This is a genomic window from Nocardioides sp. ChNu-153, from assembly GCF_030466625.1.
Taxonomy (GTDB): domain Bacteria; phylum Actinomycetota; class Actinomycetes; order Propionibacteriales; family Nocardioidaceae; genus Nocardioides.
In genome coordinates this window covers 134,791-159,708 of the sequence record NZ_JADEVT010000007.1, presented here as the reverse complement: position 1 = coordinate 159,708, position 24,918 = coordinate 134,791, and the positions used below count along the sequence as shown (strand labels likewise).

The window sequence follows — 24,918 nt, the reverse complement described above, 5'->3', positions numbered from 1 at the left end:
GGGTGCTCGGGGCCGCAGTACCCTGGCGCGGATGACCACGCGAGCCCCCGAGCCCAGGAACCACGACGCGCTCCCGGCCGACGCCGTGCTGCCGCTCGTCGTGCGGACCGTGGCGCTCGAGACCGGGCCCGGCACCGAGGCGCCCCTCGTCGACCTGCTCCCCGCCGACGGCGCGCTCGCCTGGCTGCGCGGCGGCGAGGGCCTCGTCGGGTGGGGCACCGCGGCCTCCATCACCACGGCCGGCGCCACCCGCTTCGCCGAGGCGGAGCGCTGGTGGAGCCGCCTGGCGGCGCGCGCCGTCGTGCGCGACGAGGTCGGCACGCCCGGCACGGGCCTCGTCTCCTTCGGCACCTTCGCGTTCGCCGACGACCCCGGTACGTCGACGCTCGTCGTCCCGCGCGTGCTCGTCGGCCAGCGCGGCGGGAAGCGGTGGCTGACGACGATCGGCCGCGACACGATCGGCGTCCCGGCCACCCGTGTCGCCGAGCCGCCGTCCGCCCCGCAGGGGCTGGCGTTCGGGCCGGGCGCCCTCTCCGAGGGTGACTGGGAGGCCGTCGTGGCCGACGCGGTCGCGCGCATCGACGGCGGCGACCTCGAGAAGGTGGTGCTCGCCCGCGACGTGGTGGCGCGCCTGGACGAGCCCCTGGACGTCCGGTGGCCGCTGCGGCGCCTCGCGGCGGCGTACCCGACCTGCTGGACCTTCCACGTCGACGGCCTGTTCGGTGCGACGCCCGAGATGCTGGTGCGTCGCGAGCGCGGGCTCGTCACCTCCCGCGTGCTGGCCGGCACGATCCGCCGTACCGGCGACGAGGTGCGCGACGCCGGCCTCGCCGGCGAGCTGGCCCGCTCGTCGAAGGACCTGGAGGAGCACGAGTACGCCGTGCGGTCGGTCGCCGACGCGCTGGAGCCGCACTGCTCGTCGATGAACGTGCCCGAGTCGCCGTTCGTGCTGCACCTGCCCAACGTCATGCACCTCGCCACCGACGTCACCGGGGTGGTGCCCGAGGACGCCTCCGTCACCTCGCTGGGGCTCGCTGCCTCGCTGCACCCCTCCGCCGCCGTCGGCGGCACCCCGACGCCCGCGGCGACCGCGCTCATCGCGTGGATCGAGGGCATGGAGCGGGGCCGGTACGCCGGACCCGTCGGCTGGATGGACGCCTCCGGCGACGGCGAGTGGGGCATCGCGCTGCGCTCGGCCCAGGTCGAGCAGCCCGCGCCGGGCGAGGGCGGCGGGCGCGTGCGGCTGTTCGCGGGCTGCGGCATCGTCGCGGGCTCCGACCCCGCCGCCGAGCTCGCCGAGAGCCAGGCCAAGCTCGAGCCCGTGCGCCACGCGCTCGGCGGCTGATCGCCCTCAGCCCCGGACGACCACAGCCCCCGACCGCGGTGCGGTCGGGGGCTGCGTCGTACGTCGAGGGGTCAGCCGCGCGAGTGGCGGATCATGTCCTCGCGGGGGACCACCTTGATGCGCTCACGGCCGGCGGCCTCGCCGAGCGACGCCTCGTGGGCGTCGAGCGTGACCCACTCCTCCCACGAGGTGTGGTCGACGCCGCGGTCGGTGAGGTGGCGCAGGATCGCGTCGGGCTCGGTCTGCACCGGCTCGGGCGTCGTGTCGAGGTCGGCGAGCAGGTTGGTGATCGTCTCCTGCGCGTCGGACTTCGTGTGGCCGATGAGGCCGACGGGCCCGCGCTTGACCCAGCCCGTGCAGTAGGTGCCGGTCATGTGGTTGCCGTCGAGGTCGAGCACGCGACCGCCCGCGTTGGGGATCACGTGGTCGGTGTCGTCGAAGGGCACCTCGGGCAGCGCCGACGAGCGGTAGCCCACCGCGCGGTAGACGGCCTGCACGGGCGTGTCCACGAACTCGCCCGTGCCGACCGCGTTGCCCGTGCCGTCGAGCTCGGTCTTCTCCGTGCGGATCGCGACGACCTTGCCGTCCTCGCCGAGCACCTCGACGGGGGCCTGGCACATGTGGATGTGGATGCGGTGCGGGGCGCCGGTCGGCTCGGCCTCGGCGTACTTCAGCAGCGTGTCCACGACGAGCTTGACGCTCTTGGTCTTCTGGATCGCGGCCTGGCCGGCGTCGTCGATCTGGAAGCCCTCCTCGTCCACGAGCACGTCGATGCTCGGGGAGTGCGAGAGCTCGCGCAGCTCCATCGGCGAGAACTTGATCTGCGCCGGGCCGCGGCGGGCGAAGACGTGGACGTCGGTCGCGCGGTTCGCCTTCAGGCCCTGGTAGACGTTGTCGGCGATCTCGGTCGTCAGCTGCTCGTCGGCGGGCTTGGCCAGCACGCGGGCGACGTCGAGCGCCACGTTGCCGGCGCCGATGACCGCCACCGACTCGGCCGTGAGCGGCCAGTCGCGCGGGTAGTCGGGGTGCCCGTCGTACCAGGAGACGAAGTCGGCCGCGCCGTACGAGCCCTCGAGCTCGATGCCCGGGATGGCGAGGTCGCGGTCGTAGATGGCGCCGGTCGCGAAGATGACCGCGTCGTAGAACTGGCGCAGGTCCTCCAGCTTCAGGTCGGTGCCGAAGTCGACGTTGCCGATGAAGCGGATCTCGTCGCGGGAGAGCACCCGGCGCAGGGCCTTGATGATCTCCTTGATGCGCGGGTGGTCGGGGGCGACGCCGTAGCGGACCAGGCCGTAGGGCGCGGGCAGCCGGTCGAACACGTCGACCTTCGCGCCGTCGTGCTCCTTCGTCAGGATGTCGGCGGCGTAGATGCCAGCGGGGCCGGCGCCGACGACGGCAACACGGATGGGACGCACGATTTCTCTTCCTCCAGACGACACACGGGGTTAGGCCAGGCTAACTACCAGCCGCCCATTCTCCCAGGCGGGTGGGTGCGAGACCGCTCACGTCCAGATGACGGAGGCGGTACGGCGGCACGCCGGGCCAGCGCCCACCGCGCGGCCGCGCCTCACGGCAGGTCGGCGCCGTCGGGCAGGCGGACCCACTCCTGGCCCTCGCCCAGCAGGGCGCGGAAGTGCTGGTCGGCCATGCCGAGGCCGAGGTCGGAATAGACGCGGTCGTGGATCGCGAGGCTCGTGGGCGCCCCGACCTCGCGCGCGAAGTCGACGGCGTCGCCGATGCGCAGCCACGGCGCGCTGACGGGGGCGAGGAGCACGTCGACGGGCTCCCCGGGGCCGGTCAGCGCGTCGCCCGGGTGGAAGACGCGACGCCCCCCGACCTCGAGGAGGTAGCCCGAGTTGTCGAACCGGTCGTAGTCGGGGTGGATCACGGCGTGCTTCTCGCCGACGGCGCGGACGGCCACGCCGGAGGCGTCGAAGGCCTCGCCGGGGGCGACGACCACGACCCGCTCGGCGACGTCGGGCGCCTGGGACGCGATGGCCCGGGCGACGGCGCCGATCGTCCAGATCGGGGCGTCGGTGGCGCGCAGGTGCTCGACGTCGAGGTGGTCGGCGTGCTCGTGGGTGACGAGCACGGCGGTGGCCCCCTCGACGGCCTCGCGCTCGGTGAACGCACCGGGGTCGACGACGACGCTGCTCCCGCCCTCGGAGATCCGCACGCAGGCGTGGCCGAACTTGGTGATGCGCATGCCCGCGACGATAGCCCGGGGCCGGCGGGCGGGCGCCGTACCTTCCGTTCACCTGCGCCCCCCACCATCCGCCCGTGCAGCGACGACTGGGCCTGGCCGACGCGACGACCCTGGGCATCGCCTCGATGGTCGGGGCGGGGGCCTTCACGGTCCTCGCGCCGGCGACCGCGGCGGCCGGCACCGGCGGCGGGCTGCTGCTCGCCCTGGCCCTGGTGGCGGTGGTCGCCTGGTGCAACGCGTCGTCGTCGGCGCGGCTCGCTGCCCGCCACCCCTCCTCGGGCGGCACCTACGTCTACGGGCGCGCGGAGCTGGGCGAGTGGTGGGGGTACGCCGCGGGCTGGTGCTTCGTGGTCGGCAAGACCGCCAGCTGCGCGGCGATGGCGACGGCGTTCGCGGCGTACGTGCTGCCCGGTGAGCCCACCGCCCGCCGCCTCCTGGCCGCCGCGGCCGTGGCCCTGCTGACCCTCGTCGCGGTGACGGGCGCGACGCGCACCGCCCGCGCCGCGCGTGTCATCGTCAGCATCGCCCTCCTCGGCCTGCTGACCGCCGCCGGGCTCGGGCTGCTCGCCACGGACCCCGCGGGCACGACGGGCGAGCTCCTCGGCGGTGAGCTCGACGCGCACGGCGTCGCCCAGGCCGCCGGCCTGCTGTTCTTCGCGTTCGCCGGCTACGCCCGCGTCGCCACCCTCGGCGAGGAGGTGCGCGACCCGGCACGCACGATCCCGCGGGCCATCGCGCTGGCGTTCTGCTTCGTGCTGGTGGTGTACGTCGTGCTCGCGGTCGCGCTGCTGCGCGGGCTCGGGCCCGAGCGCCTGGCCGACTCCCCCGCCCCGGTGCGCGCCCTCGTCGACGGGGCCGGCGCCGACTGGGCCGTGCCGCTCGTCGTGGTGGGCGCGGCGGCGGCCTCGCTCGGCGCGCTGCTCGGCCTGCTCGCCGGCATCTCCCGCACCGGCCTGGCGATGGCCCGCGACGGCGAGCTGCCGGCATACCTGGCGGGGGTGCACCCGCGGTACGACGTGCCCCACCGCGCGCAGCTGCTCGTCGGCGCCGTCGTGGTGGTTCTCGTGCTGACGCTCGACCTGCGCGAGGCGGTGGGGTTCAGCTCGTTCGGCGTGCTGCTCTACTACCTGGTCGCGAACCTGGCCGCGGGCGCGATGCAGCGGCGACGGACGGGACGACCGGGGGTCGTGCCGGTCGTGGGCGCGGTGGGCTGCCTCGGCCTGGCGCTGGTGCTGCCGCCGGCGTCCGTGGTCACCGGGGCCGCGGTCGTGGCGCTGGGCCTGGCCGTCCGCGGTGTGCGGTTGCGGCTGCGCGGACGGGTGGGTGCGCCGTGACGCGGTGGGTACCGTGGGTCCATGAAGCAAACGCACGGTGAACTGCAGGTGGATTTCTCGGCTGTCGCGGCGGAGGACGGCCCCCCGCACGACGTGCCCGGGCTGCCCTCGCTCGACGAGTACGACCCGGACGCCCAGGCCCCGGTGCCGCCGGACGAGCACGCGCACCTGGGCACGTCGATCGCCGGGCAGCTGAGCGGCTTCCCCGTCGACGACCCGCACCTGGTCTGACCTCGGCGCGGTTTCCCCGCTCGAGCGGGGAAACCTCAGCGAGCGACGGCGTGCAGCGGCTCCTCGCCGGCGACGTGGCGGCGCAGGTTCTCCGCGATGATCGCGAACAGCCGCGGGCGCATGGCGGTGGTCCCGCCCGCCACGTGCGGCGTGATGATCGTGCCCGGCGCGGACCACAGCGGGTGGTCGGCCGGCAGCGGCTCGGGGTCGACCACGTCGAGCGCCGCCCGCAGGCGCCCCGTGGACAGCTCCGCCAGGAGCGCCTCGGTGTCCACGACCTTGCCGCGCCCCACGTTCACCAGCAGCGCGCCGTCGGGCAGCGCCGCCAGGAAGTCCGCGTCGACGAGCCCGCGGGTGGCGTCCGTCAGCGGCGTCACGACGATGACGACGTCCGCCGTGGGCAGCAGCGTCGGCAGCTCGTCCACCCCGTGCACCGGCCCGTGCGGGCCCGTGCGCGCCTTTGTCGCGACCGGCACGACCTCGCACTCGAACCCCTCGAGCCGGCGGTGGATCGCCTCCCCGATCGAGCCGTAGCCGACGATCAGCACCCGGCGGTCCGCCACCGACGGGCCGTCGTTGGCCTGGCTCCACTCGCCCCGCTGCTGCTGGGCGAACCACCGCGGCAGGTCGCGCTGGGCGGCCAGGAGGAGAGCGACGGCGAGCTCCGCCGTACCGGGGTCGTGGACGCCCGCGGCGCGGCACAGGGCGACGCCCTCGGGCACGACGCCCAGCAGGTGGTCGACGCCCGCGCTCGGGGCCTGCACGACACGCAGCGCCGGCATGCGGGTGACGATCGCGGGGTCGGCCTTCCCGAAGTAGGGCGGCACGTAGAACTCGACCTCGTCGATCCCGTCCGGCTCGTGCTCGCCGTCGAAGCGGGCGTAGGTCAGGCCGTCCGGCAGCGGGCCGACGACCTCCTCCACCTCGGAGCGGTCGAAGTCCATCCACACACTCGCCATGCGGCCACCCTAGGCGGACGGGACCGGCCGGGAAACGGGTGGCGGGCACCGGCGCGGCCACGGTGGGATGGACCCGTGACCCTCCCCGCCGACGTGCGCCTGCGCCGCGCCACCCCCGCCGACGCCGAGGCCGGCGCCCGCCTCCACGCGACCTGCTGGGAGGAGGGCTACCGGGGCCTGATCGCCGACGAGCACCTCGACCGGGTGCTCGCCCGTCACCCGCAGCGGGTCGCGCTGTGGGAGCGGCTGGTCGAGCAGGGCGTCCACCTCGCGGTACGGCGGGACGCGGCCACCGAGGCGCTGCTGGGGTTCGCCGTGGCCGGGCCGGCCCGTGACGACGACGCCCCGACCGCGCGGGAGCTGGGCGCGATCTACGTGCGCCGGGACGCCTGGGGCACGGGCGTCGCGGACGCCCTGCTCGCGGCGGCGCTGGGCGACGAGCCGGCCTGCCTGTGGGTGCTGGCCGACAACCCGCGGGCGCACCGGTTCTACGCCCGCCACGGCTTCGTCCCCGACGGCACCAGCACGCACGACGCGAGCATCGACGCCCTCGAGGTGCGGCTGGTGCGGCGTCGGGACGAGCAGCCGGTCGCCTGAGCGGTACCGCGACCGCTCAGGAGTCGAACGACGCGATGTCGATGACGAAGCGGTAGCGGACGTCGCTGGCCACCACGCGGTCCCAGGCGTCGTTCACGTCGTCGACGCCGATCGTCTCGATCTCGGCGCCGAGGCCGTGCTCGGCGCAGAAGTCGAGCATCTCCTGGGTCTCGTGGATGCCGCCGATCTTCGACCCGGCCAGGCTGCGGCGCCCCATGATGAGCGAGAACGCCCGGTAGGTGTCGGGGCTCTCGGGGGCGCCCACGTTGACCATCGTGCCGTCGACGCGCAGCAGCGCGAGGTAGTCGTCGACCGGCAGGTTGGCCGCCACCGTGTTGATGATCAGGTCGAAGCGGCCGGCGAGCTCGGTGAAGGTGGCGGGGTCGGAGGTCGCGAAGTAGTGGTCCGCGCCCAGGCGCTCGCCGTCGGCCTTCTTGGCCAGGCTCTGCGAGAGCACCGTGACCTCCGCGCCGAGGGCGTGGGCGATCTTCACGCCCATGTGGCCCAGGCCGCCCATGCCGACGATCGCGACCTTCTTGCCGGGGCCCGCGCCCCAGTGGCGCAGCGGCGAGTAGAGGGTGATGCCGGCGCACAGCAGCGGGGCGGCGACGTCCAGGCCGATGCCCTCGGGGATGCCGAGCACGTAGTTCTCGTCGACGACGATCGAGCGGGAGTAGCCACCGTGCGTGGGGGCGCCGTCGGCGTACTCGCGGGCGTTGTAGGTGCCGACCTCGCCGCGCAGGCAGTACTGCTCCTCGCCCGCCCGGCAGTTCTCGCACTCGCGGCAGGAGTCGACGAAGCAGCCGACGCCGACGCGGTCGCCGACGGCGTACCGGGTGACCGCCTCGCCGACGGCGCTGACGGTGCCGGCGATCTCGTGACCGGGCACGAGCGGGAAGATCGCCGGGCCCCACTCCTCGCGGGCGGTGTGGATGTCGGAGTGGCAGATGCCGGCGTAGGCGACGTCGATGACGACGTCGTGCGGGCGGGGGTCGCGGCGCTCGATGGTGGAGCGCTCGAAGGGCTGGCGAGCGGCGGTGGTGACGAGGGCGTCGACGGTCTGCGGCACGTGTCTCTCCTGCGGGGTCGGATCGGGGGACTCCTCCAGTGAACCGTCGCCGGGCGGGCCCACCGACCGCGAGCCTGGCCCTGGCAGGACCACCCTCGACCCCCGGGCACACCGCGCGCGCTGGCAGCATGGGCGCATGACGCAGGCCGAGCTCCGCGACTTCCTCCGCGCCGCCCGGGCGCGCGTGCGCCCCGACGCGGCGTCCGCGCTCGGCGACGACACGCTCACCCGCACCCGCCGGGTCAAGGGGCTGCGCCGCGAGGAGGTCGCCCGGATCGCGGGCGTCAGCGTCGACTACTACACCCGCCTCGAGCAGGGCCGCGCCGGCGCACCCTCCTCGGTCGTGCTGACGGGCGTGGCGCGGGCGCTGCGCCTCGACCCGGCGGAGCAGGCCTACTTCTTCGCCCTGGCCGGTGACGCACCCGCCGTGTCGACGGAGACCGTCTCGCCGCCGCAGCGCGTGCGCCCCGGCGTGCACAAGATGATGGCGGCGATGACCGACAGCCCCGCCTTCGTGCACGGCGTCGGCCTGCAGGTGCTCGCGATGAACGACCTGGCCCGCAAGGTCTTCTTCGACGCCGAGGCGCTGCCGTTCCGCGAGCGCAACCTGGCCCGCTTCACGTTCCTCGACCCCGTCGCGCGGGAGCGCTACGTCGACTGGGAGGAGTCCGCGGCGACGACCGCTGCGGTGCTGCGCGCCGACGCCGGCCTGCACCCGGACGACCGGGCGCTGCACGAGCTGGTCGGCGAGCTGAGCGTGCGCAGCCCGGAGTTCGCCGGGCTCTGGGCCGAGCACCGCGTCCACGACTGCACGTGGGGCACCAAGCGACTGCGCCACCCGCTGGTCGGCGAGCTCGACCTGACCTGGGAGGCCCTCGACGTGCCCGGCGCCGCCGGCCAGAAGCTGAAGGTCTACACGGCCGAGCCGGGCTCGCCCGCCGCCGACGCGCTGCGCCTCATCGGCGCCTGGCAGGGCTGAGCGCGGGCCGGCTCCACCAGCCGGATCACTCCGTCGGCTCGGCCGCCAGGCCGCGCAGCCGCAGGTCGAGCGCGCGGCGGTTGTCGCGCCGTACCCGCACCTCGACGACCTCGATCCCGCCCGCCGGGGAGGCGAGCGCGTGCTCCAGCTCGGGCAGCGACTCCACCCGCCAGTGCGGCGTGCGCGTCGCGGCGCACAGCGCCGCCAGGTCGGTGCCGTGGGGCGTGCCGAAGAGGGTGTCGAACGCGTCGGCGTGTCGCTCGGCGCCCTGCTCCAGCATGGTGAAGATCGAGCCGCCGTCGTCGTTGACGACGACGAGGGTGAGGTCGGGGCGCTCCTCCCGGGGGCCGAGCACGAGGCCGCCCGCGTCGTGGAGGAACGTCACGTCGCCGAGCAGGGCGAGGGCGCGCGACGAGCCGTCCCGGCCCAGCGCCGCCCCGATCGCCGTCGACACGGTGCCGTCGATGCCGGCCAGCCCGCGGTTCGCGAGCACGAGCCGCCGCTCGCCCGCCGGGGGCGGCGTCGCCATGACGTCGAGGTCGCGGATCGGGCTGGAGGCGCCGACGACGAGCAGCCCGCCGGCCGGCAGGGCGCGCGCGACCGCAGCCGCGACCTCGTACGGCGTGAGCTCCGGCTCGGCGGCCACCGCTGCGTCGAGGCGCCGGGAGACGGCGCGGTCGGCGGTCTGCCACTCCCGCAGCCAGGTGCGGTCGGGCCCGTCGCCGTCCGGCGCGGGCGCGGCGACCGCGTCGTGCTCGGCGGCCACGTGGAACGGTCGGCGCGTCCAGCGCCCGGCGTGGCGCCAGGAGACGACCTCGACGTCGGCGCGCTCGAGCAGCCGGGTCACCGGCCGGGACAGCGTGGGGTGACCGGCGACGACGACGCGCTCGACGCGGGCGCCGAGCGGTCCGTCGAGCAGCAGGCGGTAGCCGCGCAGCGCGTTCGGCCCCGTCCGCGCCCCCGAGCTGGGCTCGGCCAGGAGCGGCCAGCCGGCGGTCTCGGCGAGGATGCGCGCCGGCGGGCCGGCGTCGTCGCCGGCGACGACCACGGTGCGCGGGCCGGCGGGCAGCACGTGCGCCGAGCCGTCCTCGACCGCGCGGCGGTACGCCGACCCGAGGCGCGAGCGACCCGTCTCCCGCGGCAGCGGCGCCGGCACGTCGGCGGCGGGCCAGGGTGCGCTCGGCACGAGCACGCCGGAGAGCTGCACGTTCAGCTGCACGGGGCCGGCGAGGGCGAGCAACGTCTCGTCGACCTCGTCCGGCGCGACGAGGTCACCGAAGGCGGCGGCGTCGCCGAAGAGCCGCACCTGGTCGGTGGTCTGGCTCGCCCCCGTGCCGCGCAGCGACGCGGGGCGGTCGGCCGTCACCACGACGAGGGGCACGGCGCTGTGGGCGGCCTCGAGCACCGCCGGGTGGAGGTTGGCGGCGGCGGTGCCCGACGTGCACACGACGGCCGCCCGCGACCCGCCCCGCGTCAGCCCGAGGGCGAGGAACCCGGCGGTCCGCTCGTCGACGCGCGTGTGCAGGCGCAGCGCACCCGCGGCGGCCGCGTCGTACGCCGCGAAGGCCAGCGGGGCGTTGCGCGACCCGGGCGACAGCACGACCTCCCGCACCCCCGCGCGCACCAGCGCGGCCACGACCGCGCGGGCGAGCAGCACGGCCGGGGGCTCCGGGGTGGGCTCGGGCCCCTCGACGGTCGCGGTCACGAGCGGCGATCCTGCCGCACGGCGCCGACGGCCGCGAGCCGGTCAGCCCACCACGCCAGCCGGTCGGGGGCCGCAGCGTGGCGCTCCAGCAGCCCCGGGTCCGGTACGACGGAGCGCACCGGCAGCATCCCGTCGACCGGCAGCAGCGGGTCGGCCACGACGTCCTCGGTGAACAGCTGCACGGTGGCCAGCCCGCACGCGTGCGGCAGCTCGGGCAGGGCGGCGGCGAGCGCGACACCGGCGGCGATGCCGACCGACGACTCCAGCGCCGACGAGACGACGACGGGCAGCCCGATGTCCTCGGCGATGCGCAGGCAGGCGGCGACGCCGCCGAGGGGCTGCACCTTGAGCACGGCGATGTCGGCCGCCTCGAGGTCGCGGACCCGGTAGGGGTCCGCGGCCCGGCGGATGGACTCGTCGGCGGCGACCGGCACGTCGACGCGGCGGCGGAGCGCCGCCAGCTCCTCCACGCTCGCGCACGGCTGCTCGACGTACTCCAGCCCCCCGACCGCCCGGTCGAGCACCCCGACGGCGCGCACGGCCTCGTCGAGCGACCAGCCACCGTTGGCGTCGACGCGCACGTGGCCCGCCGGGCCGAGGGCGTCGCGCACCGCCTCGAGGCGCGCCACGTCGTCGGCGAGGGTCTGGCCGCGCTCGGCCACCTTGACCTTGGCGGTGGTGCAGCCGCCGGACCGCACGATGCGGTGCGCGGTCTCCGGGTCGGTGGCGGGCACCGTCACGTTGACGGGTACGGCGTCCCGCACCGCCGCGGGCCACCCCCCGGCCGCGGCCTCCTCGGCGCAGGTGAGCCAGGGCGCGGCGGTGGGGGCGTCGTACTCGAGGAAGGGCGACCACTCGCCCCACCGGCTCGACCCGTCGGGCCCCTCGGTCTCGACGAGCGCGACCTCGCGCCTGGTGATTCCCCGGAAGCGGGTGCGCAGACCGAGCGCGACGACGTGCAGCCTCATCCTTCCACCATCCCCCGCAGCGCCAGCCGGTCGGTCTTGCCGTTGGGCAGCAGGGGGACGGCGTCGATCACCACGAGCTGCCGCGGCGCCCAGGCGCGCGGGTGCGCGGCGGCGACCCAGTCGCGCAGGGCGTCGAGGTCGGACGCGGGAGCCCCCGACGAGGCGGCCGGCACCACCCAGGCCACGACGCGCTGCCCCCACTCGGGGTCCTCGACGCCGAGCACCTCGGCCGCCGCGACGTCGGGGTGCTCCCGCAGCCGGCGGGCGACCACGGGCGTGGGCACGTTGACGCCGCCGGAGACCACGAGGTCGTCGACGCGGCCGAGCAGCTCGAGGCGGCCGTCGGGGGTGAGGCGCCCGGCGTCGGAGGTGCGGAACCACCCGTCGACCAGCACCTCGGCGGTGAGGGCGGGGTCGCCGTCGTACCCGTCGAAGAGGGTGGGCCCGGCGACGGCGAGGCGGCCGTCGTCCTCGAGCCGCAGGCGTACGCCGGGCAGCGGCCACCCGTCGTACACGCAGCCGCCCGCGGTCTCGGCGGAGCCGTAGGTCGCGACGACCCGCACGCCGGCGGCGGCCGCCCGCTCGCGCAGCTCGGGGTCGATCGGTCCGCCGCCGAGGAGGACGGTGTGGAACCCGCGCAGCGCCGCCGTCGCCTCCGGGTCGTCGAGCAGCCGGAACAGCTGGGTGGGCACGAGCGAGACGAGGTGCGGCACGCCGGGCGTCATGGCCGCCGCCGCGGCGGCGAACCCGGGGTGGTCGTCGAGCAGCACGGGTCGGTGGCCGGCGGCCAGGGAGCGGGCGACGACCTGCACGCCGGCGACGTACGTGGCGGGGAGGGCGAGCAGCCACTGCCCCCGGGCCCCGAGCACCGCAGCCGTCGCCTCGCCGGAGGCGCGCACGGCCCGGCGCGACAGCACGACGCGCTTGGGGCTACCGGTGGAGCCGGAGGTCTCGACGATCAACGGCTCGGGCTCCGCGGGGGCCTCCAGCCAGGCGGCGAGGGCCTCGACGACGGAGGCCGGCGGGCCGGCGACGGGGCGCAGGGAGGACACCCCGGCAGGCTACTGGCGGCCCGCGGTGCTTGAATCGGTGACCATGCCGTCCGCGTCGCCCGCCCCCGCGTCCTCCCCCACCCTCGCCCACTGGGTGGCCGGCGCGCGCCCGCGCACCCTGCCGGCGGCGATCGCGCCGGTGCTGGCGGGCACCGGTGTGGCGATCTACGGCGACGAGGCCGTGGCCTGGAAGGCCCTGCTCGCGGGCGTCGTCGCGCTGGCCCTCCAGGTGGGCGTGAACTACGCGAACGACTACTCCGACGGCATCCGCGGCACCGACGACGACCGCGTCGGGCCGCTGCGCCTCGTCGGCTCGGGCCTCGCGTCGCCGCGGGCCGTGAAGACCGCGGCGTTCGCCGCCTTCGGGGTGGCCGGTGTCGCGGGCCTCGTGCTCGCCGCGACCACCGCGTGGTGGATCGTGCTCGTCGGCATCGTCTGCGTGCTGGCCGCGTGGTTCTACACCGGCGGCGAGAAGCCGTACGGCTACCTCGGCCTGGGCGAGGTCATGGTGTTCGTGTTCTTCGGCCTCGTCGCGACGGTGGGTACGACGTACGTGCAGGTCGGCGCCTTCACCGCCGACACCCTGCTGCCGAGCCTGTACGCCGGCGGCGGCATCGGCGCGCTGGCCTGCGCGATCCTGGTGGCCAACAACCTGCGCGACGTGCCCACCGACACCGTCGCCGGCAAGAGGACCCTCGCCGTGCGTCTCGGCGAGCAGCGCACCCGGTGGTTCTACGTGCTCCTCGTGGCGGGCGCCGGCGCCGACTTCGTGGCGATCGCCCTGCTCACCACGCCCTGGGTGCTGCTCTCGCTCGTGTACGTCGTGCCCGCCGCCGCCGCGGCCGGCATCGTCATGCGCGGCGCCCGCGGCCCGGAGCTCATCCCCGTGCTGGCCCGCTCCGGCGTGGCCGAGCTGCTCGCCGGCATCGGCCTCCTCGCCGGCTTCTGGATCGGCGCCTGATCGCCCCACCGCTCGGCACGCCCTGCGAGGCGGTGGCCCGGCATAGGCTCACCGCATGTGGTTCGCGATCTTCTGCCTGCTCGTCGTCGGTGGCGTCCTCGCCTACGTCTACCGCGTGAAGCTGCTGGCGCGGGTGCTCGGCCAGTCCGAGACCCGCGTGCGGGGGCACCTCGAGCGGCGCCGCCGCCCCTGAACCCCATGGCTCAGGCCGGCTCGGCCCAGGTGCCGTCCTGCAGGAAGCGCACGAGCGTCTCCTCGTGCGCCGCGACGTCGAGCCCCTGCGCCGCGACCCACGCGTCGTCGTAGTAGGTGTGCGCGTAGCGCTCGCCGCCGTCGCACAGCAGCGTCACCACCGAGCCCGCCTCGCCCGCGGCGCGCATCCGCGCGACGACCCGCAGGGCGCCCCACAGCGCCGTACCGGTCGAGCCGCCCGCGGAACGGCCCGTGATGCGGCTGCACCAGCGCGCGGCGGCGACCGAGGCCGCGTCGGGGACGCGGGTCATCGCGTCGACGACGCCGGGGACGAACGACGGCTCGACGCGGGGACGGCCGATGCCCTCGATGCGCGAGGAGGTCGGCACGGTGTGCGTCGGGTCGCCCGTGGCGTAGCCGTCGAGGAACGCCGAGCCCTCCGGGTCGGTGACGAGCACCCGGGTGTCGTGGCAGCGGTAGCGCACGTAGCGCCCGATGGTCGCCGACGTGCCGCCCGTGCCGGCGCCGACGACGACCCAGGCCGGCACCGGGTGCCGCTCCAGGGCCATCTGCTCGAAGATCGAGTCGGCGATGTTGTTGTTGCCGCGCCAATCGGTGGCGCGCTCGGCGTAGGTGAACTGGTCCATGTAGTGCCCGCCGCACTCGGCGGCGAGGCGGCGCGCCTCGTGGTACACCGCGCCCGGCTTGTCGACGAAGTGGCAGCGGCCCCCGTGGAACTCGATGAGCGCGACCTTCTCCGGTGACGTGCTGCGCGGCATCACGGCGACGAACGGCAGCCCGAGCATGCGGGCGAAGAACGCCTCCGACACCGCGGTCGAGCCCGACGACGCCTCGATGACCGTCGTGCCCTCCCGCACCCAGCCGTTGACCAGGGCGTAGAGGAACAACGAGCGGGCCAGCCGGTGCTTGAGCGAGCCGGTCGGGTGGACGGACTCGTCCTTCAGGTAGAGGTCGACGTCCCAGTGCTCCGGCAGCGGGAAGCGGTGGAGGTGCGTGTCCGCGGACCGGTTGGCGTCGGCCTCGACCTTGCGGATCGCGGCGCGCAGCCACGCGCGGTGCCCCGGGCGCTCCCGCGAGACGAGGGGGCCGTCCGGCACCTCAGTCCTCGTCCTCGCGCCCGCGGGCCCTCTCGTAGTTCTCCGAGATCCGCTGCGCGCGGGCGTCGATGCGCCGTGCGAAGGCCTCGCGCGGACGGTCGAGCACGACGTAGGAGGCGATGCCTGAGATGAGGAACGCGAGGATGAGCGGCTCGAGCTGGATCAGCCCCTCCTGGTCCGTCAGCAGCGTCCAGACGCCGAGCACCACGCCGTACGCGACGACGAGCAGCGCCAGGCGCATGAGGGTGTAGACCACGAACTCCTTCACCGCGCCAGGGTAGCGACCGGCGTGCCCGCCGATGGCGCCCGGTGCGGTCGGACCGGTGCGGTTGGCCCGGTCGATAGGCTGGCGGGGTGCTGAAGTTCGTGCTGGTCGTCCTCGTGGTCGTGGCCTGCATCTACTTCGCCCTGAGGCTGCTCGACAAGCGCCGCGCCGCGGGCGGGGACTCGAACCCCGTCCCCCGTGGCCCCGTCGGCCCGGACGACGACCCCGACTTCATCTGGGGCCTCAACAAGCGCGTCCGCCGGCCCGGCACCCCGCCCGGCACACCCCCGGGCACCGCCCCGAACGCCGGCGACCCGGTCGACCCGCTCGACCTGGGCCCCGCCGACCCGCTGGAGCCGGGCGAGCCCCGCGACCCGGGCGACGAGCCCCCCGCGCCGGACGCTCCCGCCCGCTGAGTCGTCTGTAGCCGGCCCCGGAGCGCGCCGAGTCAGTCGGCGCCAGGCGCGCCCCCGAGCGCGCCGAGTCGTCGCTAGCTGCGCCCTGCGACCGACCGTGCGGCTCGCGCGGAGGTCTGCTGAGCAGACATCGAGCAGCGGATCTCCGCACAGGCGCCGCGCCCCGGCGCCCTGGCGGCCCGCAGCCGGTACGCCGCCGTACCCGGCCGGAACGCCCTCGACGAGACACTTGACGCCGCAACCCGCCACTTCCGGGTGAAAGGTTCACATGTGAAGTGGCGGGTTCCCCGGTGCACCGGGGAACCCGCCGCTCGATGGTCGTACGGCGGAGCGCCCGCCGCGTCAGGCGTAGCTGTGCATGCTCGACGACGAGAAGAAGTTGATGCCGATGAAGTTGAACCACAGCGTCGCGAGGCCGATGAGGGCCAGGATCGCGGCGTTGCGGCCCTTGAAGCCGGCGGTCGCGCGGGCGTGGAGGTAGGCCGCGTAGACGACCCAGGTGATGAACGCCCACACCTCCTTGGGGTCCCAGTTCCAATAGCGGCTCCACGCCTCGTGCGCCCAGATGGGGCCGGTGATGAGCACCGCGAAGGTCCACACGGGGAACGCGAAGGCGTGCAGGCGGTAGGTCAGGCGGTCGAGCCCGACGAGGTCGGGGACGCGGGCCAGGTAGCCGCGCACGGCCGGCGCGGCAGTCTCGCCGGCTGCGCCCACCGCGGCGGTGTCCCCCGCCGTACCGGCGCCCACTCCCGCACCCGCCAGCTCCTTGCGCTCGGCCCGCTCCTTGAGCAGGTAGAGCACCGAGGTGAAGCCGCCGAGGGTGAACGCCGCGGTCGCGATGACGGCCGAGACGACGTGGATGACGAGCCAGTAGGAGTTCAGCGCCTCCGTCAGCGGGGCGACCTCCTCGTGCAGCCAGATGACGTCGATCATCAGCAGCGTCACGACGAAGCCGGCGACGATCGGGCCGAGCCACGCGAGGTGGAAGCGACGCAGCAGCACCAGGTAGGTCAGCGAGACGAAGAAGGTGCCGGCGAGCGTGAACTCGTACATGTTGCCCCAGGGCACCCGGTTGGGGTCGGCGGCCATGCCGCGCCCGACGAGCGCCACGAAGTGCACCGCGGTGGCGATCATCGTGAGGATGATGCCGAGCCGCTCGCCCATGGCCACGCGGCGTCGAGCGCCCTCACCGGCAGTCGCGGCGACCTCGTCCTCGCTCCACGCCTCCTCGGTGGCGCCGCTGCGACGACCCGCGGGCCGGCCGGCGGACACGCCGCCCGACCGGGCGCCCGCGCCGACGGCGACCCGCTCGACGCGGCTCACCGGCACCTTCCGCAGGGACGCCCACTGCCACAGGTGGGCGATGAAGCCCAGGAAGTAGACGATGCCGCTGATCGCGACCGCCTGGTTGCTCAGCGTCTCCCACGCCTCGTTGCTCACGCCGTCTCCTCGCTCCGCTCGGCGCGCACCCGGGGTCCACGCACGTCCTCCAGGATGCCTTGCAGCTCCTCGTCGCCACCACCGGCCCCGGTGGAGCGGTCCAGCACGCCGACCACGACGAGCGTCGGACCGCCCTCGGCGTCCTGGTCGTCCTCGTCACCGCCCACGTCGCCCCAACCACCCACGGGCGCCGGGCGCACCCGCACCCACACGCGGCGGGGGCGGATGAACAGCGAGCCGAGGAGCCCCACGAGCGCGGCCACGACGCCGCCGAGAGCGACGAGCTTGCCCGGGGTCTGGCTGATCTGGATGCGGTTCCAGCGCTCGAGGCCCTCGAACTCCACCGTGCCCAGCCCGTCCGGCAGCTCCGCGACGTCGCCCACCGCGAGGTCGAACCGCACGGGCACGCCGTCGGCGTCGAGCTCGGGCTCGAGCCCGTCGCGCTGCAGCGCGTAGACCGACTGCGGGGCGCCGGAGTCCATGCCCAGGTCGCCGGTGTACATGATGAGCGACATGCGCGGGTTGCTCGCCTCGCCGAACACCGAGTAGGGCCCCGTCTCCATGTCGAAGCCGTAGTACGGGTAGAACTCGCCCTCGAGGCCGACCTGCGTGTCGAGCCCGTCCGGCACCTTGACGACGCCGAACGAGGCGAACGTGAGGTCGGTCGGCAGGAAGATCGTGGGGCCCGAGTAGGCCACCTCGCCCTCGGCGTCGCGCACCGTGATGACGGGCGCGTACCCGTGGCCGATGAGGAACAGGTCGGTGTCGCCGATGGTCAGCGGGTGGTTGACCCGCAGGTCGTAGGTCTTCTCCGGCGTCCCCTCGGTGACGTCCTCGGTGTAGCTCAGCTGGGCGCTGAACGCCCGCGCCTGCCCGAACGCCGGCCCGGAGCGGTACCAGTCGATGTCGAAGTCCTCGATCGTGTACGCGAACGGCTCCAGGTCGTCCGGCGACCACAGGCTGCCGGAGTCGAGGTCGTCGTACTGCGTCACGTTGTTGGCGAAGCCGTTGCCCACCAGCGTGATGACGCCGCCCTGGTAACCCAGCAGGCTGCCCATCGCGAACCCGGCGAGCACGACGAGCACCGACAGGTGGAAGACGAGGTTGCCGGCCTCGCGCAGGTAGCCACGCTCGGCGCGCACCACGACGTCCCCGGCGGCGTCGGGCTCGGGCTCCTCGACGACGCGGTAGCGCCGCTTCCGGAGCACCGCCGCCACGGCGGCTGCCGCGTCGGCGGGGCTCTCCTGCGTCCGGTACGACGTGTGGTCCGGCAGGCGGGTCAGGTTGCGCGGCGCCCGCGGGGGCTTCGCCCGCACGGCCCGCGCGTAGACCCGCAGGCGCGGCAGGATGCAGCCGACGAGGCTGATCATCAGCAGCAGGTAGATGGCCGCGAACCACGGCGAGTCGTAGACGCTGAAGAGCCCGAGGCGCTCGTAGATCGGGGTGAGGCGCGGGTGGTCCTCCTGCCACTGGCCGACGGCGAACGAGTCGACGTCCTCCTGCGGCACGATCGAGCCGGGGATCGCCGCGAGGGCGACGAGCAGCAGGAGCACGAGCGCGGTGCGCATGGAGGTGAGCTGGCGCCACCCCCAGCGCAGCGTCTCGCGGAAGGTCAGCTCGCCGGGCCGGCGCCCGGGCACGCCCGAGCCGGGGCCCTCGACGGGCGCCGCCCCGGGGTCGGTCGCGGGGCCCTCCGCGGCGGCGCCCCCGGTGCCGTCACCCTCGGTGGCCGGCCAGTCGGGACGGTCGGCGGGGCCGGTCCGGCCGGTGCGTTCCGTGCTCACACGCTCACCTCGTAGCCGCTGATGAGCGAGCGCTGCAGGTCCTGCACGATGACGTCCCACCACCCGGTCACGAGCAGCACGCCCACGACGACGAGCAGCAGGCCGCCGATCCGCATGACGAGCTGCTGGCGGCGGCGCAGCCAGCCGACCGCGCGCATCGACCAGCCGAAGCCGAGGGCGAGCAGCACGAACGGGATGCCCAGGCCCAGGGCGTAGACCCCGGAGAGCAGCGCGCCGCGACCGGCCGTGCCCTCGTTGGCCGCCAGCGCCGTGATGGCCGCGAGCGTCGGGCCGACGCACGGGGTCCAGCCGAGGCCGAAGAGGAAGCCGAGCAGCGGCGCGGCCGCCAGCCCGACGCTCGGCACCGCGTGCACCCGGTAGTCGCGCTGCAGCCACGGCAGCCGCAGCCACCCGGCGAAGGCGAGGCCGAGCACGATGGTGAGCGCGCCGAGCGCGATCGTCAGCGTCCGCTGCCACTCGAAGAACCACGTGGCGATCGACGCGGAGGCCACGCCGAGGAGCACGAAGACGACCGCGAAGCCCGCGACGAACAGAAGCGCCCCGGCCAGGAGGCGGCCGCGGCGGACGCGGGTCGCCGTACCGACCCCGCCGACCCCGCCGACCCCGCCGCCCGCGCCCCCCGTCGCCCCGGGCGCGCCCGTCGCCGTGGCCACCTCGGCCGCGGACATGCCCGTGGCGTAGGAGAGGTAGCCCGGCACGAGCGGCAGCACGCAGGGCGAGAAGAAGGAGACGAGGCCGGCCAGCAGGGCGACCGGTACGGCGAGCAGCAGCGACCCGCTGCCCGCCGCCTCGGCGAACGCGTCACCCACCGGAGGCCCCCGCGGCGGTGGACGACGTGCTCGGCGAGGCGCTGGACGAGGCGCTCGGCGTCTCGGTCGGCAGGGTGCCCCCGGCCTCGACGACGAGGTCCTCGACGATGTCGACGAGCGTGCCCGCCGACGTCACCTGCCCGACGATGCTGGCCGCGACGCGGCCCTCGGCGTCGAGCACGAGCGTCGCCGGGATGGTGCGGGCCGGGATGGTGTCGGCGAAGGCGAGCAGCGCCCGGCCGTCGGAGGAGTAGATCGACGGGTAGGGCACGTCGAAGGTGCGCTCGAAGCTCTGGGCCTGCGCCGGGGAGCTGTCACGGCTGTTGATGCCGAGGAACGCGGCGGTGCCGTCGAGCCGCTCGGCGGCCTCGACGAGCTCGGGCGCCTCGGCGCGGCACGGCGGGCACCACGAGCCCCACACGTTGACGACGACGGGGCGGCCCCGCTCGGCGGCCAGGGACAGCGGCTCGCCGTCGAGCCCCTCGCCCTCGAGCGTGATCGGCTCACCGCGATCGGCGGGGTCGACGAGGGTGATCTGCCCGTCGCCGGTGATGTAGCCCGAGTTCCCCGTGCTCTCCGACTCGCCGGCGCAGGCCGTCAGGGTGAGCAGCAGGGCGGTCGCGAGCGCGACCGTGAGCGACCGGACCCGCCGGGCCCGGGTGGTGCGGTGGACCATCAGGGACGCTGCTCCTCGGGGGCTCCCCCGGCGGAGAACGGCGCGGCCTTGTCGCGGGCGGGGATGAGGTCGCCGGCCGGCTCGGAGTAGGTCACCTTCGTCAGCACGTCGCCGCGGAACCACAGCGACGTCAGCGAGCAGAGCGTGCACTGGCGCTTGCGGGGGTCGTGCAGGAACGACCGGTTCTCCACGTGCAGCCGGGTCGTCCAGATCGGCAGCTGGTGGGAGACCACGACGGCCTCGTTGGCCTGGCCCGGCACGGCCTCGGGCTCCGCCGCGGCGGCGTCGCGGGCGTCGTGCACCGCGGCCAGCATGCGCGCGGCGACCTCCTTGTAGGGCTCGCCCCACGACGGCCGGAAGGGGTTCCACAGGTGCCGCCACGTGCGCGGGTCGCGCAGCGCGTTGTCGCCCTGGGCGAAGCGCTCGCCCTCGAACTTGTTCGTCGACTCGATGACCCGGGCGTCGGTGAGCACCTCGAGCCCGCGGGCGGCGGCGAGCGGCGCGATGGTCTCCTGCGCGCGCTCCAGCGGGGAGGAGCGCAGGTGCACGATCGGGCGGTCGCCGATGACCTCGGCGACCCGGTCGGCCATGGCCCGGCCGTTGGCCGAGAGGTGGAACCCGTCGCGGCGTCCGTAGAGGACGCCCTGGGGGTTGTGCACCTCGCCGTGGCGCAGCAGGTGGACGACGGTCTGCTCGGTCATCGTGTCCTCGGTCGGGTCGGGGGTGCGGGCGGGTGGGGCGTCGGGGGCGTCAGTACGTCGCGGCGGCGGCCCGGGCGGCGCCGGGGAGCGCCTCGAGCACGTGGCTCACGGCGGCGTCGTCGTGGGCGGCGGAGCAGAACCACACCTCGTACGCCGACGGCGGCAGGTGGACCCCCGCGTCGAGCATGGCGTGGAAGAAGGCGGCGTACGCCGGCAGGTGCTGCGCCTGCGCGTCGTCGAAGTCGCGGACGGCGCTGCGCGGCGAGGCCGGGTCGGTGAGGAAGACGGAGAACATCGTGCCGGCGCTCTGCACCAGGTGGGGCACGCCCTCGGCGGCGAGCGCGGCGGAGGCGGCCTCGGCGATCGTGCTCGCGACGGTGCCCACCCGCTCGTACACCTCGTCGGTGGCCAGGCGCAGGGTGGTGAGGCCCGCCGTGGTCGCCACGGGGTTCCCCGACAGCGTGCCGGCCTGGTAGACGGGGCCCTGGGGCGAGAGCAGCGACATCACGTCCGCTCGGCCGCCGAACGCGGCGGCGGGCAGACCGCCGCCCATCACCTTGCCGAACGTCATGAGGTCGGGCACCCAGCCCTCGTGCGCGCCGTCGAGGCCCCAGCCGCCCTGGCGGGTGGCGCGGAAGCCGGTCATCACCTCGTCGGAGACGAAGAGGGCGCCGTGGGCGCGGCAGGTCTCCGCGAGGAACCGGTTGAAGCCCGGCTCGGGCGGGACGACGCCCATGTTGCCGGGGACGGCCTCGGTGACGAGGCAGGCGATGCGCTCGCCGTGCTCGGCGAACACCTTCTCGACGGCCGCCCGGTCGTTGTAGGGCAGCACGAGCGTGAGGTCGGTGGCCGACTGCGGGACGCCCGGCGTGCCCGGCACCGCGAAGGTCGCCAGGCCGGAGCCGGCGCTGGCCAGCAGCGCGTCGACGTGACCGTGGTAGCAGCCGGCGAACTTCACGACGACGTCGCGGCCCGTGGCCCCGCGGGCGAGGCGGATGGCCGACATCGTCGCCTCGGTGCCCGACGAGGTGAACCGCACGCGCTCCACCGGGGTGCGCGCCACGATCTCCTCGGCCAGCAGCACCTCGGTCTCGGTGGGGGTGCCGTACGACGTGCCCCGCGCCACCGCCGCCTGCACGGCCGCGATCACCTCGGGGTGGGCGTGGCCGAGCAGCATGGGGCCCCAGGAGCCGACGAGGTCGACGTACCGGTTGCCGTCGACGTCCGTCAGCCAGGCGCCCTCGGCGCTGGCGATGAACCGCGGCGTGCCCCCGACGGCACCGAACGCCCGGACGGGCGAGTTGACGCCGCCCGGGGTCACCGCACCGGCACGCGCGAAGAGGTCCGCGGAGCGCGCGGTGGGGCGTTCGGTCGGGGCGGGCACCGGCCCATTCTCGCCGATGCGGCCAAGCCGTCGACCACCGGTCGCGCAGATGCTCGCGCGAACCCATGACAGGGGCGTTTCCTCAAGATATGGTCAAGGACGTTCGTGGTTGGGGTGCGGTCGTAACCTGCCGGGAACAGCAGCGTTGTCCACGTCACACGGCTTGAGGGAGCCGCACGACGATCCGCACTGGTCACCAGGGGAGAGAACGATGAGCACAACCCGCTTCGCGCGGTGGCAGAAGGCCACCGCGCTCGCGCCCATGGCGGCCCTGTCCGCGGCCTGCACCGTCGCGATCGCCGGGGCCGGCGGCCCGGTCGGCACGCTGACCGCGGCCGACGAGGGCGGCGCGACCCCGGGCGCGGTCGAGGTGCCCGAGGCGGCCGTCGAGGCCCCCGCGAGCGTCTCCCTCCCCGAGGCCGTCTCCGCGACGCAGACCGACAGCTCCATCGTGAGCGCGTCGAGCACGAGCGGCATCCCCGCGGTCGCCCTGGGCGCCTACCAGCGGGCGCAGACGATCATCAACGGCGCCGACTCCTCGTGCCGCATCTCGTGGCAGCTCGTGGCGGCCATCGGTCGCGTCGAGTCCGACCACGGCCGGTACGGCGGCACGCAGCTCGACGAGAAGGGCGTGGCGACGCCGGGCATCTTCGGCATCCCCCTGGACGGCTCGAACGGCACGGCGCGGATCATGGACACCGACGCGGCCGAGCTCGACAACGACGCGACGTACGACCGTGCGGTCGGCCCCATGCAGTTCATCCCCTCCACGTGGCGCGTCGTCGGCGTCGACGCCGACCGCGACGGCGTGCGCGACCCGCAGAACATCCACGACGCGGCGCTCGCCACGGCCGTGTACCTGTGCTCGGGCGACGAGGACCTGTCCACCGAGGCCGGCAAGCGCTCGGCGGTGCACCGCTACAACCACAGCGACGAGTACGTGAACCTCGTGCTCGCCATCGAGGAGGCCTACCTCGAGGGCGAGTACACGTCGGTCCCGAACGCGGTGGCGGCGTCGAACTACTTCGTCCCCGACCCGGTCACGACCCGCCCGAACGACGGCGGCTCGACCGACACCGCGGTCCCGGGTCGTCCCGGCGCCCCGGCGGCCGGCGGCACGGGTGGCACCGGTGCCGGCGCGACGCCCGGCACGGGTGGCGGCACCGGCAGCGGCTCGACCCCGGGCACCGGCGGCGGCTCCACGCCCGGCACGGGCGGCGGCTCCACGCCGGGCACCGGCGGTGGTACCGGCGGCGGCACCGGCGGCGAGACCCCCGGCTCGGACGGCCCCGTCACGATCCCTGGGACCGACCCGACCCCCGCGCCCACCCCACCCCCGGCGCCCGTCCTGCCGCCCGTCGTTGAGGCACCAGTTCGTGCGGTGCTCACGGAACTGGAGGCTACGACCCGGTGCCTTGCTAGCGGCATCCTGGCCATCGATGCTCGCGCTCTCGCCGCCTGCGTCGACCGCCTCATCCGCGGCAGCGGCGGCTGAGCCCACCCCGATCCCCCGCGCAGCGCCCCGGTTCTCCTCCTGGAGCCGGGGCGCTGTTGCGTCCGGGACCTGCAGCACCGCCCCCGCTCGCCCGTAGTCCACGACCCGCACGGCCGGCCGGGCGGACGCGCGGCGGCGGCTGGCCGCGGTAGGAGCGGTAGTCGTCCACTGCCGCTCCTACCGCGACCCCTGCGGCGACCAGCCCGTCGCGGCGACGGGCGGGGCGCTCAGGCGCGCAGCAGCCGGGCGGCCTCGGCGGCCCAGTAGGTCAGCACGACGTCGGCGCCGGCGCGGCGGATCGACGTCAGCGTCTCGAGGATCGCGGCCTCGCGGTCGATCCAACCGTGGGCCGCGGCGGCCTCGAGCATGGCGTACTCGCCCGAGATGTTGTACGCCGCGACCGGCACGTCGACGGCGTCGCGCACCCGTCGTACGACGTCGAGGTAGGCGAGCGCGGGCTTCACCATCACCATGTCCGCGCCCTGCGCGACGTCGAGCAGCGCCTCGCGCACGCCCTCGACGGCGTTGGCGCCGTCCTGCTGGTAGGTACGGCGGTCGCCGACCAGCGAGGAGTCGACGGCCTCGCGGAAGGGGCCGTAGAAGGCGGAGGCGTACTTCGCCGAGTAGGCGAGGATCGCCACGTCGCTCGCGCCGGCGCCGTCGAGCGCGGCGCGGATGACGGCGACCTGGCCGTCCATCATGCCGCTGGGCCCGACCACGTCGGCGCCGGCGGCGGCCTGGGCGCGGGCCATCTCGGCGTACACCTCGAGCGTCGCGTCGTTGTCCACCCGGCCGTGGGGGTCGAGCAGGCCGCAGTGGCCGTGGTCGGTGAACTCGTCGAGGCACAGGTCGGCCATCACGGGCAGGGCGTCGCCCACCTCCGCGGCGACGTCGGCGATCGCGACGTTGAGGATGCCGGCCGGGTCGACCGCGCCGGAGCCCGTCGCGTCCTTCGCCTCCGGCACGCCGAAGAGCATGATCCCGCCGAGACCGAGCTCGGCCGCTTCGACGGCGGCCGAGCGCAGCGAGTCCCGCGTGTGCTGCACGACCCCCGGCATCGACGAGATCGGCACCGGCTGGGTCGCGCCCTCGCGCACGAACACCGGCAGCACCAGCTGCCGGGGCCGCACGGAGGTCTCGGCGACGAGCTCCCGCAGGGCGGGGGTACGCCGGAGCCGGCGCGGCCGCACGACGGGGGGCCGCGCCGGGAG

Annotated in this window: 25 protein-coding genes; 9 read left to right on the top strand and 16 right to left on the bottom strand. The window is 75.2% G+C overall.

Annotated features, from left to right (window positions below):
• Positions 1 to 31 precede the first annotated feature (31 nt).
• Positions 32 to 1,345, top strand: a complete 1,314-nt coding sequence (locus INN71_RS11325; protein WP_277500144.1) for an isochorismate synthase MenF — start codon at positions 32 to 34, stop codon at positions 1,343 to 1,345.
• 71 nt (positions 1,346 to 1,416) lie between these two features.
• On the opposite strand, the gene INN71_RS11320 is transcribed toward INN71_RS11325, so the two are convergent.
• The gene (locus tag INN71_RS11320) at positions 1,417 to 2,760 is read right to left on the bottom strand and encodes an FAD-dependent oxidoreductase (protein WP_277500142.1); all 1,344 of its coding nucleotides are present in this window, start codon (positions 2,758 to 2,760) and stop codon (positions 1,417 to 1,419) included.
• Between the two features lie 152 nt (positions 2,761 to 2,912).
• A complete protein-coding gene (locus INN71_RS11315) occupies positions 2,913 to 3,551 on the bottom strand; it encodes an MBL fold metallo-hydrolase (RefSeq protein WP_277500141.1) in 639 nt (212 codons plus the stop codon).
• Positions 3,552 to 3,625: 74 nt separating this feature from the next.
• Here INN71_RS11315 and INN71_RS11310 point away from each other — a divergent pair, with 74 nt between their 5' ends.
• Positions 3,626 to 4,885: an APC family permease gene (locus tag INN71_RS11310; RefSeq protein ID WP_277500140.1), complete on the top strand. Its 1,260-nt coding sequence runs from the start codon at positions 3,626 to 3,628 to the stop codon at positions 4,883 to 4,885.
• Between the two features lie 21 nt (positions 4,886 to 4,906).
• Complete coding sequence (locus INN71_RS11305; protein WP_277500139.1) at positions 4,907 to 5,116, top strand: hypothetical protein; 210 nt, start codon at positions 4,907 to 4,909, stop codon at positions 5,114 to 5,116.
• Between the two features lie 35 nt (positions 5,117 to 5,151).
• On the opposite strand, the gene INN71_RS11300 is transcribed toward INN71_RS11305, so the two are convergent.
• On the bottom strand, positions 5,152 to 6,075 hold the full coding sequence (locus INN71_RS11300; RefSeq protein ID WP_277500138.1) for a 2-hydroxyacid dehydrogenase: 924 nt from the start codon (positions 6,073 to 6,075) through the stop codon (positions 5,152 to 5,154).
• A 75-nt stretch (positions 6,076 to 6,150) separates the two neighbouring features.
• Between INN71_RS11300 and INN71_RS11295 the strand changes: the two genes are divergently transcribed.
• A complete protein-coding gene (locus INN71_RS11295) occupies positions 6,151 to 6,672 on the top strand; it encodes a GNAT family N-acetyltransferase (RefSeq protein ID WP_277500137.1) in 522 nt (173 codons plus the stop codon).
• Between the two features lie 16 nt (positions 6,673 to 6,688).
• Here INN71_RS11295 and INN71_RS11290 read toward each other — a convergent pair whose 3' ends face one another.
• A complete protein-coding gene (locus INN71_RS11290) occupies positions 6,689 to 7,741 on the bottom strand; it encodes an NAD(P)-dependent alcohol dehydrogenase (RefSeq protein WP_277500136.1) in 1,053 nt (350 codons plus the stop codon).
• A 136-nt stretch (positions 7,742 to 7,877) separates the two neighbouring features.
• Between INN71_RS11290 and INN71_RS11285 the strand changes: the two genes are divergently transcribed.
• On the top strand, positions 7,878 to 8,720 hold the full coding sequence (locus INN71_RS11285; RefSeq protein WP_277500135.1) for a helix-turn-helix domain-containing protein: 843 nt from the start codon (positions 7,878 to 7,880) through the stop codon (positions 8,718 to 8,720).
• Positions 8,721 to 8,745: 25 nt separating this feature from the next.
• Here INN71_RS11285 and menD read toward each other — a convergent pair whose 3' ends face one another.
• Genes menD through INN71_RS11270 form a run of 3 tightly spaced genes read right to left on the bottom strand, consistent with a single transcriptional unit; the run spans position 8,746 to position 12,445 of the window.
• Complete coding sequence (menD, locus tag INN71_RS11280) at positions 8,746 to 10,425, bottom strand: 2-succinyl-5-enolpyruvyl-6-hydroxy-3-cyclohexene-1-carboxylic-acid synthase (protein ID WP_277500134.1); 1,680 nt, start codon at positions 10,423 to 10,425, stop codon at positions 8,746 to 8,748.
• The gene (locus INN71_RS11275; RefSeq protein WP_277500133.1) at positions 10,422 to 11,393 is read right to left on the bottom strand and encodes an o-succinylbenzoate synthase; all 972 of its coding nucleotides are present in this window, start codon (positions 11,391 to 11,393) and stop codon (positions 10,422 to 10,424) included. Before INN71_RS11275 ends, menD begins: the two co-directional genes overlap by 4 nt.
• Complete coding sequence (locus INN71_RS11270; RefSeq protein WP_277500132.1) at positions 11,390 to 12,445, bottom strand: AMP-binding protein; 1,056 nt, start codon at positions 12,443 to 12,445, stop codon at positions 11,390 to 11,392. The genes INN71_RS11275 and INN71_RS11270 overlap by 4 nt, the downstream gene beginning before the upstream one ends.
• Before the next feature lie 43 nt (positions 12,446 to 12,488).
• On the opposite strand from INN71_RS11270, the gene INN71_RS11265 reads away from it, so the two are divergent.
• The gene (locus INN71_RS11265; RefSeq protein ID WP_277500131.1) at positions 12,489 to 13,406 is read left to right on the top strand and encodes a 1,4-dihydroxy-2-naphthoate polyprenyltransferase; all 918 of its coding nucleotides are present in this window, start codon (positions 12,489 to 12,491) and stop codon (positions 13,404 to 13,406) included.
• A 55-nt stretch (positions 13,407 to 13,461) separates the two neighbouring features.
• Positions 13,462 to 13,599, top strand: coding sequence for a hypothetical protein (locus INN71_RS11260; protein WP_277500129.1), 138 nt, complete (start codon positions 13,462 to 13,464; stop codon positions 13,597 to 13,599).
• Between the two features lie 10 nt (positions 13,600 to 13,609).
• On the opposite strand, the gene INN71_RS11255 is transcribed toward INN71_RS11260, so the two are convergent.
• Both INN71_RS11255 and INN71_RS11250 read right to left on the bottom strand, forming a co-directional pair.
• Entirely contained in the window at positions 13,610 to 14,716 is a 1,107-nt protein-coding gene (locus INN71_RS11255) for a PLP-dependent cysteine synthase family protein (RefSeq protein WP_277500128.1), read from the bottom strand.
• A 1-nt stretch (position 14,717) separates the two neighbouring features.
• Positions 14,718 to 14,984: a DUF4229 domain-containing protein gene (locus INN71_RS11250; protein ID WP_277500127.1), complete on the bottom strand. Its 267-nt coding sequence runs from the start codon at positions 14,982 to 14,984 to the stop codon at positions 14,718 to 14,720.
• 86 nt (positions 14,985 to 15,070) lie between these two features.
• Here INN71_RS11250 and INN71_RS11245 point away from each other — a divergent pair, with 86 nt between their 5' ends.
• Positions 15,071 to 15,397: a hypothetical protein gene (locus INN71_RS11245; protein ID WP_277500126.1), complete on the top strand. Its 327-nt coding sequence runs from the start codon at positions 15,071 to 15,073 to the stop codon at positions 15,395 to 15,397.
• Positions 15,398 to 15,739: 342 nt separating this feature from the next.
• On the opposite strand, the gene ccsB is transcribed toward INN71_RS11245, so the two are convergent.
• From ccsB to hemL, 6 genes are read right to left on the bottom strand one after another with little or no spacing between them, the layout of a single operon-like run.
• The gene (gene ccsB / locus INN71_RS11240; RefSeq protein ID WP_277500125.1) at positions 15,740 to 16,837 is read right to left on the bottom strand and encodes a c-type cytochrome biogenesis protein CcsB; all 1,098 of its coding nucleotides are present in this window, start codon (positions 16,835 to 16,837) and stop codon (positions 15,740 to 15,742) included.
• Complete coding sequence (locus tag INN71_RS11235) at positions 16,834 to 18,621, bottom strand: cytochrome c biogenesis protein ResB (protein ID WP_301800413.1); 1,788 nt, start codon at positions 18,619 to 18,621, stop codon at positions 16,834 to 16,836. The genes ccsB and INN71_RS11235 overlap by 4 nt, the downstream gene beginning before the upstream one ends.
• Positions 18,618 to 19,451 carry a cytochrome c biogenesis CcdA family protein gene (locus INN71_RS11230; protein ID WP_301800411.1) on the bottom strand — a complete coding sequence of 278 codons (834 nt, stop codon included), beginning with the start codon at positions 19,449 to 19,451 and terminating at the stop codon, positions 18,618 to 18,620. The genes INN71_RS11235 and INN71_RS11230 overlap by 4 nt, the downstream gene beginning before the upstream one ends.
• Positions 19,444 to 20,127 (bottom strand): TlpA disulfide reductase family protein, encoded by a 684-nt coding sequence (locus INN71_RS11225; RefSeq protein ID WP_301800409.1) that lies wholly within the window; start codon positions 20,125 to 20,127, stop codon positions 19,444 to 19,446. Before INN71_RS11225 ends, INN71_RS11230 begins: the two co-directional genes overlap by 8 nt.
• Entirely contained in the window at positions 20,127 to 20,828 is a 702-nt protein-coding gene (locus INN71_RS11220) for a histidine phosphatase family protein (protein WP_277500121.1), read from the bottom strand. The genes INN71_RS11225 and INN71_RS11220 overlap by 1 nt, the downstream gene beginning before the upstream one ends.
• A gap of 49 nt (positions 20,829 to 20,877) precedes the next feature.
• Positions 20,878 to 22,212: a glutamate-1-semialdehyde 2,1-aminomutase gene (hemL, locus tag INN71_RS11215; RefSeq protein ID WP_301800406.1), complete on the bottom strand. Its 1,335-nt coding sequence runs from the start codon at positions 22,210 to 22,212 to the stop codon at positions 20,878 to 20,880.
• Positions 22,213 to 22,423: 211 nt separating this feature from the next.
• On the opposite strand from hemL, the gene INN71_RS11210 reads away from it, so the two are divergent.
• Positions 22,424 to 23,707 carry a lytic transglycosylase domain-containing protein gene (locus INN71_RS11210; protein ID WP_301800404.1) on the top strand — a complete coding sequence of 428 codons (1,284 nt, stop codon included), beginning with the start codon at positions 22,424 to 22,426 and terminating at the stop codon, positions 23,705 to 23,707.
• 227 nt (positions 23,708 to 23,934) lie between these two features.
• Here INN71_RS11210 and hemB read toward each other — a convergent pair whose 3' ends face one another.
• Positions 23,935 to 24,897, bottom strand: a complete 963-nt coding sequence (gene hemB, locus INN71_RS11205) for a porphobilinogen synthase (protein WP_301800403.1) — start codon at positions 24,895 to 24,897, stop codon at positions 23,935 to 23,937.
• Positions 24,898 to 24,918 lie beyond the last annotated feature (21 nt).